General features: G+C 73.2%; 7 protein-coding genes. 4 read left to right on the top strand and 3 right to left on the bottom strand.

Annotated features, from left to right (window positions below):
- Nucleotides 1-862: 862 nt before the first annotated feature.
- On the bottom strand, nt 863-1,228 hold the full coding sequence (locus ACWDN5_RS02380) for a VOC family protein (RefSeq protein WP_449673935.1): 366 nt from the start codon (nt 1,226-1,228) through the stop codon (nt 863-865).
- A gap of 123 nt (nt 1,229-1,351) precedes the next feature.
- Here ACWDN5_RS02380 and ACWDN5_RS02385 point away from each other — a divergent pair, with 123 nt between their 5' ends.
- From ACWDN5_RS02385 to ACWDN5_RS02395, 3 genes are all read left to right on the top strand, one after another.
- Entirely contained in the window at nt 1,352-2,491 is a 1,140-nt protein-coding gene (locus tag ACWDN5_RS02385) for a serine hydrolase domain-containing protein (protein WP_449673936.1), read from the top strand.
- Between the two features lie 311 nt (nt 2,492-2,802).
- On the top strand, nt 2,803-2,985 hold the full coding sequence (locus ACWDN5_RS02390; protein WP_310967206.1) for a hypothetical protein: 183 nt from the start codon (nt 2,803-2,805) through the stop codon (nt 2,983-2,985).
- Nucleotides 2,986-3,077: 92 nt separating this feature from the next.
- Entirely contained in the window at nt 3,078-5,687 is a 2,610-nt protein-coding gene (locus tag ACWDN5_RS02395; protein WP_310967207.1) for a CHAT domain-containing protein, read from the top strand.
- Nucleotides 5,688-5,691: 4 nt separating this feature from the next.
- On the opposite strand, the gene ACWDN5_RS02400 is transcribed toward ACWDN5_RS02395, so the two are convergent.
- Complete coding sequence (locus ACWDN5_RS02400) at nt 5,692-6,657, bottom strand: aldo/keto reductase (protein ID WP_449673937.1); 966 nt, start codon at nt 6,655-6,657, stop codon at nt 5,692-5,694.
- Between the two features lies 1 nt (nt 6,658).
- On the bottom strand, nt 6,659-7,444 hold the full coding sequence (locus tag ACWDN5_RS02405) for an SDR family oxidoreductase (protein WP_449673938.1): 786 nt from the start codon (nt 7,442-7,444) through the stop codon (nt 6,659-6,661).
- Nucleotides 7,445-7,649: 205 nt separating this feature from the next.
- Between ACWDN5_RS02405 and ACWDN5_RS02410 the strand changes: the two genes are divergently transcribed.
- Complete coding sequence (locus ACWDN5_RS02410) at nt 7,650-13,388, top strand: SDR family NAD(P)-dependent oxidoreductase (RefSeq protein WP_449673939.1); 5,739 nt, start codon at nt 7,650-7,652, stop codon at nt 13,386-13,388.
- Nucleotides 13,389-13,403: the final 15 nt, after the last annotated feature.

The raw sequence follows: 13,403 nt of genomic DNA on the forward strand, positions 1-13,403 counted from the left end.
ACGGCCCGCGCCCAGCGCCGCCGGCGCCGCTCGTCCGCACCGCCAGCATCCACCCACCCACCGGCAGCCCGCGCCGCGCCCAGCGCCGCCGACCCGGCCCGCCCGCTGAAGGCCTGCGCCGGGCTCCGCGCCCTCAGCGCCCGGCCCGCCCGTTGGTGGTCCGCGCTGGGCACGGGATGCCCTCCGCGCCTATCCGCCCGCTGGCGGCACGTGCCGCGCTCCCGTGCGGCCAGCGTCCGCCCGGTCTTTGCGGCCCACGCCGCACTCCCGTACCGCCAGCGTCCGGCCGCTCTCTGGCGACCCGCGTGGTGCTTCCATGCGGCCATTGCCGCTCTACCCCGCTGAGGACAGACGCGGTGCTTCGGGCTCGGCCGGTGCCCGCCCTCGCGGTCCCTCCGTGCCGCCAGCGTCGGCTCTCCCCGCTGATGACCCGCGCCGTGATTCCGCGTCACCGGCGCCCGCTCCGCTGATCACGCTCGCGGTGCTTTCCGTACCGACGGCGCCTACCCCGTCCCGCTGACCACCCGTGCGGCCTGTCCATGCCGTCCGCGGTCGCCTCGCCCCGCTGAGGATTGCGTCTTGCCGTGCCGATGACGCCTGCCCACCTGCTGATGACCCGCCTGATGCCGTTGGGCACCCCCGGGGTCCGTGCCGGCAGCACTCGTCCGCTGCGTTGCGCGCGAGATCGACTGCCGCCGCGCGCTGCGGCCTGCCCACCCGCGACGGTCCGCCCGAATCGCGTGACACGTCAGGAACCGCGCCAGAACGAGGCCCTCGACCAGCGCCCGCGCCGGAGCCGACAACGTCGGCGACCGCTACAGCGTGAACCCGTCGTGGGCCGAGAACCCCGCCCGGTCCGGCCTCACCCCTCGCGCGTCCACAGGCAGAACGGGTGCCCGGCCGGGTCGAAGCACACTCGGACATCCTCCTGCGGCTGGAACTCCGCGACCACCGCGCCCGCCGCGGTCGCCGCCGCCGTTGCCTGCTCGAGGTCGTCGACCTCGATGTCCAGGTGCAGTTGCATCTGCTGGGCACCTTCGGCCGGCGGCCACACCGGCGGGATGTGCTCGGTCTCCAGCTGGAACGACAGGCCCGCGCTGCCGTCGTCCGGGCGGAGGGTCACCCACTCCGGCTCGTCCGTGCGGATCGGCCAGCCGAGGAGCTTCGAGTAGAACTCGGCGAGCGCGCGGGGTTCCGGCGTGCCGAGCACGGTGGAAGTCAGCTTCATGATCGGACTGGTACCCGCGCGGCCGCGTCTCTACCGCGTTCCGAAACACCGAGCGGCCGGAATACCTCGGCTTCTCGTGGGTTGGTTCCTGGCGCAGACGTCGAGATCACCGAGGGAGCCGCCATGTCGTCCGAGCACGTCCAGGGGACCGTCGCCGATGGGTTCGAGTCCGTCCGGGAGGAGTTCGCCGCCGTTGCGGCCGATCAAGGCGGTGACTACGCCGCGCAGCTCGTTGCGCACGTCGGCGGCGAACGGGTTGTCGACCTGTGGACTGGGCCCGCCATCACCGGTGACTCGCTGACCGGCGTCTTTTCCTCCACGAAGGGGGCCGCGCACCTGGTGGTCGCGCTGCTCGTGCAGGACGGCGTGCTCGACCTCGACCAGCGGGTCGCCCACTACTGGCCGGAGTTCGGCGCCGCCGGCAAGGACGGGATCACCCTGCGGGACCTGCTCGCGCACCGCGCCGGCGTCGTGGGCGCCGATGAGGGGTTCAGCGCCGAGGAGATCGCCGACGACCGCATCATCGCCGAGCGGCTCGCCCCGCAGCGGCCGTACTGGCGGCCCGGCACCGCGTTCGGCTACCACGCTCTCGTGATCGGCGCCCTGACCGGCGAGGTCGTCCGGCGCGTCACCGGCCGCAGCATCCAAGAACACTTCGAAGAGCGCGTCCGGAAGCCGTTCGGCCTGGACTTCTACCTGGGGCTGCCCGAGGACCTGGAGCCGCGCTTCCTGACCACGCAGCCGATGCTGCCGACGCCGGAGCAGCTGGCCGAGCTGGAGGCGAACGCGACCGGGCCGGACAGCATCACGGGCATCGCCTTCAACCGCAACCACCCGAAGGCGCCCGAACTCTGGGAACTGCCGAACCTCAAGCTGGTCCGGCAGCTGAGCCCGGCCTCGGTGGGCGGCGTCGCGTCGGCCCGTGGCCTGGCGGGCATGTACGCGGCGGTCATCAGCGGCCCGGAGCCGCTCCTGCGACCGGAGACCGCGGCCGAGTTCGCGCAGATCCATTCGATCGGGGACGACCTCGCGACGCGCAACCACAACGCGTTCGGCCTCGGCTTCGCGATCGTCTCGGACGACTACCCGGTGCTGGGGCAGGGCGCCTTCGGCCACAGCGGCGCGGCCGGCTCCCAAGCCTTCGCCGACCCCCGCAGCGGCCTCGCGTACGGCTACAACCGCCGCCGGTTCGCCTTCCCGGGTGGCGCGGCCCCGGAAAACGCTCGCCTGGTTCGCGCGGTCCACGCGGCAGCGACGGCCTAGCCGTCCACACGCGACAGTCCCGCCGGATCGTCCGGTCGTCACGTTCCGCATCCGGAGCAACACCGCTCGCCCACTGGCCGGAATGCACGTCTGTAGTGGACGTCGTTACAGACTTCACCCTTTAGGACGTTCCGGACGGGACATCAACGCTGCTCACGCGCTTCGGACTGACTTTCCGTAGCGAAAACTCTCCCGATCATTGCTCCGATGTGAAACTATTGGTCCGTTCGCGAGGAGAGGGCCTCGCGACAGGGGGACTCACCGTCACGGCAGCGTCCCCATGAAGATCCCCAGGGGAGAGGAGATCGACCATGTCGACGCCCACGGATGTCAAGCCGGAGGAAACGCCGGAGCCGGTCGAGAAGGCCGGCCCGGTGGTCCCGCACCCCGAACCCGACCAGTTCGGCTGGGTGCACATCGGTCACGACCACCTGAAGGAAGAGCCGGTCGTGACGCCGAACTGCGCACCTCCGTGCTACCAGAAGGTCAACTGAGCTTCACCAAGCTGTGACCGCCCGCCTGCCGATCTTTGACCGGTAGGCGGGCTCCGTTCTGCTTTCGCCTGTGCTGTCATAGGAGAGTGCCTGTGACAAAGCTGGACCCGTCCGAGACCATCGACAGGGTCCGCAAACTCCAGCAGACCGCTTCGGACGTCTCCTGCCTCGGGCGTTTCCACGAAGGTGTCCGCCTCCTCCGCAAGGGGATGGGCCTGCTGGACGCGATGTATCCGGTCGAACCCGAGCACCACACCGACTGGATGATCACGCGGATCCGGCTCTCCAGCACGCTCGTGGCACTCACGTCGGAGATCACCGGAGACTTCAAGGCCGGCCTGGCCGGGCTGAACGACGTCCGCCTGCTGATCAACGGGGTGGTCGACCCCGTCGTGCGCGCCGAGCTGAGTGCGGCGCTGGAGCACAACTACGGGGCCCGGCTGATGAGCGTCGGCCGGAACGAGGAGAGCCTGGCGTACTTCGCCGCGTCGATGGAGCACCGGCGCTACTGGCTCGACCACACTCCAGAACCCGAGCCCCGGATGGTCGGCCTGGTCCAGACCCTGGCCGCCACCGGGTGGGTCCACACGAAGCTGGGTAACGTCGCCCAGGCCCGCGAAGACCTCAACCGCGCGATCGAGCTCGCGGAGAAGTTCGAGCTGCGCGCCGACGCGGCGGACGGGCGCCGGTTCCTCGGCACCCTGGCCCTGCGGACCGGTGACGTGCCGGAGGCGCTGCGCCTGTACGAGGTCAGCGAGCGGTCGTACCGGGCGCTCGATCTCGACGTGCCGTCCCAGCTCCGGCTGGAACAGGCCGAGGCGCTGCTGGCCGCCGGCTTGGCCGGTGAGGCGGGCGAACACCTCGACGACCTGATGGCGACGATGCAGTCGCAGCCGAGCGTCACCCGCGAGCTGGCTTACATCGAGCTGCACCGCGCGGAGGCCGCGCTGATGGCGGACGAGCTCGACCTCGCCCGGCAGATGGCCGGGTCGGCCCGGCGCCGGATGCTCAAGGTGGGCTGCCAGACCTGCGTCGGGAACGCGAAGATCATCGGCTTGCAGGCGGACGTCCGGGAAGCACTGCGGTCCGGGGAGATCCCGGCGGCGCTGCCCCACCGGGCGATCCGGACCGCCGAGACGCTGCCGGTTCCGCGCCTGACCGAGCAGGCCGCCACCGCGCGGATGCTCGCCGTCCGGCTGGACATCCGGCGGGGGAACCTCAAGCGGGCCGTCGAGACCCTTCAGAAGGTTCCTCGGCCGGGCCAGCTGACCCCCATCGACTACCGGATGCTCCGGCGGCTGTGCCGGGCCGAGCTCGCCGTTGCCCAAGGGGACCGGGCGAAGGCGCTCACCGAGATCCGGTCCGGGCTGACCGAGCTCGATGCCGTCCGGGATCGGATGGGTGGGCTGGACCTCGTCTCCGGGACCGCTCTGCACGGGCAGGAGCTCGCCGATCTCGCCGTCAAGCTCGTGCTGGAGCGCAACGATGCGCGGCGGCTGTTCGTCTGGCTCGAACGGACGCGCGCCCAGACCTACCGCTACGAACCGCTCTCCGCCGGGACCGATCCGGAGCTCGCCGCGCGCGTGGCCGAGGTGCGGGGGCTCGGGCAGGCCATCCAGGAAGCCCAGCACGACGGGCACCCCATCGCCGGTCTGCGGGCGAAGTACAACGAACGGTTGCGGGAAGCCCAGCGGCTCGGCTGGCACACCGGGCGGTGGGGCCGGCCGCGGCCGGTGGCCGGGCTGGCCGAGGTCGTCGCGCGGCTCGGCGAGCGGGCCATGGTCAGCTTCGCCGCTTCCGGGGACGAGCTCGTCGCCGTCGTCATCGCCGGGGGCGAGTGCCGGCTCGTGCGGCTCGGGTCCGCCGAATCCGCCGCCGAATCCGCGCGCGTGCTCAACGTCGACCTCGACGCCCTGGCCCCCGACAACCTGCCCGAGCGGCTGGCCGAGGTCGTCATGACGTCGGCGCACAAGCAGGCCGACAAGCTCGACACGCAGCTCATCCAGCCCCTCGCCGACCTCATCGGCGACCGCGAACTGGTCGTCGTCCCGACCGGGCCGCTCTACGCCGTGCCGTGGGGAGTGCTGCCCGGGCTGCGGGGGCGGCCGACCGTCGTCGCGCCGTCGGCGACCGCCTGGCTCGCCGCCGAGCTGACGAAGTCCTCGCGGGCCCGCAAGATCGTGCTCGTGCGCGGACCCGGGCTGGCCGGCGCCCGCGGTGAGCTCGAGAAGCTCACCACGCACTACCGCACCGCGACGACGATGACCGGCGCCAAGGCCACCGTGAAGTCCGTGCTGCGCGCGATGGACGGCGCCAAGCTCGCGCACTTCGCCGCACACGGCGCCCACGAGCCGGAGAACGCGCTGTTCTCCCGGCTCGAACTCGCCGACGGTGCCCTCTTCGGCCACGAGATGGCCGGGTTGCGGCAGCCGCCGCGGCAGGTCGTGTTCGCCGCGTGCGAGCTCGCGATGAACCGGATCCGGCCCGGCGACGAGGCCCTCGGCTTCGCCAGCGCGCTGCTGGCCAGCGGCTCCCGGACGGTGATCGCGCCGCTGTCCCGCGTCGGCGACCTCGCCTCGGCCGCCGCGATGGACGACTACTACCGAGCGCTGGCCGTCCGGGAGAGCCCGGCGCTCGCGCTGGCCGACGCCATCGCCGTCGACCCGTTCCGGCGGCCCTTCGTCTGCCTGGGTGCCGGATAACGCGTCAGGTCAGCTGGGCCGGCGGCGACCACACCAGCCGCGGGTCGGTCTGGACGAAGCTGCCGAGCAGCTGGTCGATCCGGGTCAGCACGTCGAGGTCGAGCCGGACGCCTGCGGCCTTGGCGTTCTCCGTGACCTGCTCCGGCGTGCTCGCGCCGGCGACCGCCGCGGCGACCGTCTCGTGCTGCAACGTCCACGCCAGCGCGAGCTGGGCCATCGTCAGGCCGGCGTCGTCCGCGACGCCGCGCAGGAGCTCCACGCGCTCCAGCAGCTCCGGCATCAGCAACGGCCGCGCGTACGACGGCCCGGCCCCGCGTGAGCCCGCCGGGATCCGCCCGTTCCGGTACTTGCCGGTCAGCACGCCCTGCGCGAGCGGCACCGAAGCGAACTGCCCGACGCCGATCCGTGCGCCCACCGGCATCACCTGGGCCTCGGGCACCCGCCACAGCATCGAGTAGTGCGGCTGGTTGGCGATCAACGGCACGTCGTACCGCGTGGCGGCTTCGTGGGCCTGGAGCAGCTGCTCGGCGGTCCATTCCGACGTGCCCACGTAGCGGATCTTCCCCTGCCGCACCAGGTCCGACAGCGCGAGGAACGTCTCGGCGACCGGCGTGCGGTAGTCGAAGCGCAGCAGCTGGTAGACGTCGACGTAGTCGGTGCGCAGCCGCCGCAGCGAGCCCTCCAGGGACGCGATCACGTGCTTGCGGCTCAACCCCGCGTCGTTGGGGCCCGGCCCTTCCGGCCAGAACACGCCGGTGCACAGCACCAGGTCTTCGCGGCGCACCCCGGCGAACGCCGCCCCGAATGCGGCTTCGGCGGCGCCGCCGTCCCAGGCCGCCGCGGTGTGGAACGTCGTGATGCCCGCGTCCAGCGCCGCCGCGACGCAGCCGGGCGCGCTGTGCGTCAGCCAGTTGCCGTAGGCGATCTCGCTGACGGCGAGCCCGCTCGCGCCGACCCTGCGGTACTCCACGTCAGCCTCCCACGGCCATCTCGTCGATCCACGCGTCGACCGCGCCGGCCTTGCGCGCGAAGGACTCCCGCACCGATTCGTGCGGCAGGATCAGGAATTCCTCCTCGCCGAGGCCGCGCACGACCGCCTCGGCGACGTCTTCGGGGTCGATCAGCGGGGCCGCCGCGGCGATGGCCAGCGCGGCCGGGTGGCCGGCGGCGATACCGGGCTCGAGCAGCGCCGTCCGGACGCCGAGCGGGCACAGCGCGCTGACCCGCACCCCGCGCGGCCGGTAGGTGATCGCCAGCCACTCGGCGAGGCCGACGGCCGCGTGCTTGGTCACCGAGTAGGGCGCGTCACCCGGGATGCCGAGCAGACCGGCGCCCGACGCAGTGATCAGCAGATACCCTTCGCCGCGGGCCAGCATCGCGGGCAGCACCACCTGCGCGGCGTGGACGTGCTGCATGACGTTGATCTCCCACGACCGCTGCCACTGCTCGTCGGCCGCGTGCACGCCGGTGCCGAACGCGGCGCCCGCGTTGGCGCAGAACACGTCGAGGTGACCGAACTCCGCCCGGGCCGTCGCGACCAGCGCCTTCAGGTCCTGTTTGGACGTAGCGTCGGCGGCCACCCCGACGGCCCGGCCGCCCGCGGCGGTGATCTCGGCCGCCACCCGGGCGGCGCCGGCGGCGTCCACGTCGGACACGACCACCCCGGCCGCGCCTTCTGCGGCGAAGCGGCGGGCCATGGCGGCCCCGATTCCGTGTGCCGCGCCGGTCAGCGCGACCACGCGTCCAGTCAGTTCCACGCGAGCTCCAGATATTTCAGCTTCGAATTGTCACGTGCGTGCGGGAAATGTATTTCCGGGTTGCGATGCGGGTGATAAAAGTGCTGCTCAGGGCCATGATCCTGCCTTGTTCCACGGTTTTGCACGTTAGCACGAGTATTGCGTTTCCGGTGCCTCGTGCGTTATTCCTGAAGATCGCAACGCCCCGCGCACAGGAGGTCCGCCGATGGCCGAGCTCGTCCCGCCGTCGCACGCTCGTCGGCTGCGGTGCCTGGGAGTCGGCGATCCCGACGTGGTCGCCGCGGTCGCGCGCGGCGGCGGCCTCGGCGTCCTCGACGGCGCCGATCCCGCGGACCTGCGGCTGGTCGCGGCCCGGGTCCGGGTGCCGTACGCGGTGCGGACGGACGGCCCGGTGCCCGCGGGTGCGGCCTTCGCCGTCCGCACGAAAGCGCCGTGGACCGGGGCACTCGCCGAGGTCGCGGACGTCGCCACGGCCGCCGAAGCCGTTCGCGGCGGCGCGCTGGGACTCGTCGCCCGAGGTGGTGACCTGAGTGACTTCGTTCTGCTGCAACAGCTCCTGAACACCTTCGACGTCCCGGTCTGGGGCCGCGTGGCCGGGCCTCGGACGGCGGTGGGTGCGCTCGCCGGAGGCGCGGCGGGCGTCGTCGTCGAATCCACTGTGGACGTCGGACGGATCGTCGGCGCGAAGGTGCCCGCGGCCGGGTTCGGCACGCGGCTGTGCGCGACCCTGGGCAGTGCGCTACCGGTCGTGCAGGGCCCGATGACGCGGGTGAGCGACCAGCCGGGCTTCGCGGCCGCGGTCGCCGACGCGGGCGGGTTCCCGTTCGTCGCGGTGGCCACGGCGAACGGCACGCGCACCACCGAGCTGCTCGCCCGGACCGCCGAGCGCCTCGGCGACCGGCCGTGGGGCGCGGGCATCCTCGGCTTCGTCCCCGACGACCTGCGCGTCGCCCAGCTCGCCGCGATCCGCGCGGCGCGGCCGCGGTGCGTGCTGGTCGCGGGCGGGAAACCGGGGCAGGCCAAAGCCCTGGAAGCCGAGGGGATCGCGACGTTCCTGCACGTGCCCTCGCCGGTCCTGCTCCGCCAGTACCTCGACGCCGGGATCCGCCGGTTCGTCTTCGAGGGCGCCGAGTGCGGCGGGCACGTCGGCCCGAAGGCGAGTTTCGAGCTGTGGGAGGAGCAACTGGCCGTCCTCGGCGCCGCGAAGGACGTCGAGGTGCTCTTCGCGGGCGGGATCCACGACGCCCGTTCGGCCGCCATGGTCGCCGCGATGGCCGAGCCGCTCGACGCCGCCGGCGTCCTGATGGGCACCGCCTACCTGTTCACCGAAGAAGCCGTAGCGCACGGCGCGATCACCGGCCTGTTCCAGGACCGCGCGCTCGCCGCGGACACGACCGTCACGCTGGAAACCGCGCCGGGCCACCGCACGCGCTGCCTGCCCAGCCCGTACACGGCGGAATTCGCGCAGGTCAAGGCCGGTCTGGGGGACACGCCCGAAGCGTGGCAACGACTGGAGGAGCTGAACACCGGACGGCTGCGCGTCGCCAGCAAGGGCGTCCGCCGCGACGGCGAGGCCCTGGACACGGCCACCCAGCTGGCCGAGGGGATGTTCATGGCGGGCGAGGTGGCCGTCCTGCGCGACCGCCGGACGACCATCGCCGAGCTGCACCGCGAGGTCACCGCCGAGAAGGCGTTCGTCCGCCCGGAAGAACCGGTGCCGGACTCCGGTGACCTCGCGATCATCGGCATGGCCTGCACCTTCCCCGGCGCGCCCGACCTGCCGGCGTTCTGGTCGGCCATCCTCCGCGGCGACGACGCCGTCACCGAGGTCCCCCGCGAGCGCTGGGACCCGGGCGTCTACTTCGGACAGTCGACGTCGAAGTGGGGCGGCTTCCTGCCCCCGCTGGACGTCGACCCCCTGGAGTTCGGCATCCCGCCGTCGGCGATGGGCAGCATCGACCCGGCGCAGCTGGTGTCCCTGGAGACGGCGCGCCGCGCGCTGGCCGACGCCGGCTACGCGAACCGGGACTTCGACCGCGAGCACACGAGCGTGGTGTTCGGCGCGGAGGCCGGCGGCGACCTGGCGAACGCGGGCACCCTGCGGTCCCTGCTCGACGGCTACCTCGACGAAGTGCCACCCGAGCTGCTCGCCCAGCTGCCCGAGCCGACCGAGGACACGTTCCCGGGCACGCTCGCCAACGTCATCTCCGGCCGGATCGCGAACCGCCTCGACCTCGGCGGCGCGAACTACACGGTGGACGCGGCGTGCGGCTCGTCGCTGGCCGCGCTCGACCTCGCGGTGAAGGAACTGCGCGCGGGCACGAGCTCGCTCGTCCTGTGCGGTGCGGTCGACCTGCACAACGGCATCCACGACTACCTGATGTTCACGTCGGCCGGCGCGCTGTCCCCGACGGGCCGCTGCCGTCCGTTCGACGCGGCGGCCGACGGCATCGCGCTGGGTGAGGGCGTGGCGTGCCTGGTGCTGAAGCGCCGGTCCGACGCCGAGCGCGACGGCGACCGGATCTACGCGCTGGTCAAGGGCGTCGGCGCGGCCAGCGACGGCAAGGCGCTCGGCTTGACGGCGCCGCGGCCGGAGGGGCAGCGCCGGGCGCTGGAGCGGGCGTACCGGGACGCGGGAGTGTCCCCTGTGGACGTGGGGCTGGTCGAGGCCCACGGCACGGGAACGGTGGTGGGCGACGCCACCGAGCTGCGCACGCTGACGGCGTTCTTCGCGGAGGCGGGCGCGGAAGCGGGTTCGTGCGTGCTGGGGTCGGTGAAGAGCCAGATCGGCCACACGAAGTGCGCGGCGGGCTTGGCGGGGCTGATCAAGGCGGCGCTGGCGCTGTGGCACGAGGTGGTCCCGCCGACGTTGCAGCTGACCAGGCCGAACGACGCCTGGGACCCGGCGGCGAGCCCGTTCACGTTCACGACGGCGGCCCGGCCGTGGGCGCACCCGGCCCGGCTGGCGGGGGTGAGCGCGTTCGGCTTCGGGGGGACGAACTTCCACGCCGTCCTGGGGGCGGCGCCGGTGGCTCCGGATCGCCGGCACGGCTTGCGGGACTGGGCACCGGCGGCCGAGAAGGCGTTGGCCGAGTTGGAACGCGCGGTGGCGCGGCGGCGCGACGCGGCCGGCGATCCCGGCAAGATCGCCTTTCTCTTCCCCGGCCAGGGCAGCCAGCGCACCGGCATGCTCGCCGAGCTCTTCGTCCACTTCCCCGAGCTCGCCGAACTCCTCCGCCTCGCGCCCGACGTCGCCGCGACGGCCTTCCCGCCCCGAGCCTTCACCGCCGAGGCCGCCGACGCTCGAGAAAGCGCCCTCACCGACACCCGGGTCGCGCAGCCCGCGCTCGGGCTCGTCGAAACCGCCGTCGTGAAGCTTCTCGGCCAGCTCGACGTCCATCCCGACTTCCTGGCCGGGCACAGCTACGGCGAACTCGTCGCCCTCTCCGTCGCCGGGGCCTTCGACACCGCGACCCTCCTGCGCCTCAGCCGGGCCCGTGCGCAAGCCATCGCCCAGGTCGCCCGGCCCGGGACGATGGCCGCCGTCAAGGCGAACCGCGACGCGCTCACGGCCACGCTGATCGGCCCGGACGTCGTCGTCGCCAACCACAACGCGCCCGAGCAGGCCGTCCTCTCCGGACCCGTCGCCGCGGTCGAACGGGCCATCCGGCGGCTCGAGGAGGTCGGCGTCTCCGCCCAGCGGATCCCCGTCGCCTGTGCCTTCCACAGTCCGCTGGTCGCCGGTGCGGGCGAGGTTTTCGCCCGGGCACTGAGCGAAGCGGCGATCGGGACTCCGCGGAAGCCCGTGTGGGCCAACCGGACCGCCCAGCCGTACCAAGACGACGTGCGCGGTGAACTGGCCGCGCAGATCGGTGCCCCCGTGCGGTTCCTCGACCAGATCGAGGCCATGTACGCGGCCGGGGCGCGCATCTTCGTCGAAGCCGGGCCTGGGCGGGTCCTGACGCGGCTGGTCAAGGACATCCTCGGCGACCGGCCGCACACCGTCGTCGCCTGCGGGCCCGACCTCACCGGCTTCCTGGCCGCGCTCACCGCACTGGCCGAAGCCGGGGTCGACATCCGGACCGAACGGCTGGCCAGGCCGAAGCCCCCCGAACCGTCCCCGACCGCCTGGGCCGTGGACGGGCGGTCCGTCCGCGCGCCCGGCTCCGCCGTCCCCGCCCTGCCCCCGGCCCGACGAATCCGGAGTACCGCCATGACCCAGCCCGCGCCCGGCCGCGACCAGGCGATCGTGGACTTCCTGCGCACCACCCGTGAGCTCGTCGCCGCCCAGCGGGAAGTCATGCTCGGCTACCTCGGCAGCGCACCCGCGCCCGGGCCGGTGCCCGCCCCGGTGCCGGTGGTGCTCGAGGAGCCGCGGATCGAAGAGCCGCAGCCAGAACCCGAAGTCCCGGCCGACGTCCTCGGCACGGTGATCGGCGTGATCAGCGAGCGCACCGGCTACCCGGCCGAGATGATCGCCGGTGACCTCGACCTCGAAGCCGACCTCTCGATCGACTCGATCAAGCGGACCGAAATCGCCGGCACGCTGCTGTCGCGCCTCGGTCTGCCCGCCGACGACCGCACCGACCAGCTCAGCCGCGACCGCACGGCGGACGCGCTGACGGCACACCTGGAAAGCTGGCTGAACCCCACACCGGCCACGGAAGCGCCCACCCGGTACCGGCTCGAGCGGGTGCCGGTGCCGCTCGACCCGGATCCCGGGCGGTTGCGCGGGAAGACCGTGGCCGCGCCGGACGACGCCGTGCGGGCCGCTTTCGCCGCGGCCGGGGCGGAGGTCGTCACCGGGGACGCGGACCTCACCGTGCTGTTCGCCCGCGACCTCACCGAGGTGTTCACCCGGCTCAAGGCGCTGCGCGGGGACGTTTTCGTGGCGGCGGAGCCGGACACGGTCCCCGGGCTGAGGGGCCTGGTCCGGTCGGCCGCGCTGGAACGCGAGGGGGTCACGCGGCTCGTCGAGGTCACGCAGGACGTGGCGAAAACGCTGGTGGACGAGGCCCTCAGCGACGGTCCCGCGGTCGTCGGGCACGACAACGCCGGCCGGTTCACCGTCGAGCCGCGGCCGGCGGACCTGCCGTCGATCGCCTACTCCGGCGCCGGTCCGGTCAGCGGCGAACTCGCCGCGCTGGGCCTGGGCCCGGACTCCGTCGTGCTGCTGATCGGCGGGGCCCGGGGGATCACCGCCCACGCGGCGGTCGCCTTCGCCGCCTCCGGGGCCCGGATCGAGCTGGCCGGGCGCACGCCGTGGCCCGGCGAACCGGACGACCTGCCCGCCGACCCGGCCGCGATGCGGGCGGTGCTCGCCGGCCGCGGGGGCTCGGTGGCCGGCATCGAACGCCGGGTGCGGACCGTGCTGGCCCAGCGCGAGATCGGGCGGACGCTCGACCAGATCCGCGCCGCCGGCGGTGTCCCGGCCTACCACGCGCTCGACGTCCGTGACGCGGACGCGGTCCACCGGCTGGTCAAGGACCTGGGTGGCCGGGTCGACGGCGTCGTCTTCGCCGCCGGGGTGATCGACGACAAGCTGATGGCGGACAAGGACGAATCATCGTTCCGGACCGTCTTCGACATCAAAGTGGACGGTGCACGCGCCCTGCTCGAAGCGCTCGAGGCCGAACCCGGGTTCGTCGCCTTCTTCGGCAGCATCGCCGCCGTGCTCGGCAACCGCGGCCAGACCGACTACGCCGCCGCGAACGACGCGCTGGAAACACTCGGGACGGCTTGGCCGGGACGCGCGGTGACCGTCCACTGGGGACCGTGGGCGCCGGAGCAGGACCACGGCGGCATGGTCTCGCCGGAGCTGGCCCGCGAGTACGAACGCCGGGACGTCGCCCTGCTCGACCCGGGGGATGCCACCGCGGCCCTGCTGCGCGAACTCGCCTACGGCACGGACCGTGCGGTGCTGTACACGGCGTCGCTGTGGTGACCCCGGTCGCGATCG

It is taken from the genome of Amycolatopsis sp. NPDC003731, from assembly GCF_053586895.1.

Coding starts and splice junctions, on each gene's coding strand:
- ACWDN5_RS02380 (WP_449673935.1), bottom strand. CDS start 1,228: ATGAAGCTGACTTCCACCGTGCTCGGCACGCCGGAACCCCGCGCGCTC.
- ACWDN5_RS02385 (WP_449673936.1), top strand. CDS start 1,352: ATGTCGTCCGAGCACGTCCAGGGGACCGTCGCCGATGGGTTCGAGTCC.
- ACWDN5_RS02390 (WP_310967206.1), top strand. CDS start 2,803: ATGTCGACGCCCACGGATGTCAAGCCGGAGGAAACGCCGGAGCCGGTC.
- ACWDN5_RS02410 (WP_449673939.1), top strand. CDS start 7,650: ATGGCCGAGCTCGTCCCGCCGTCGCACGCTCGTCGGCTGCGGTGCCTG.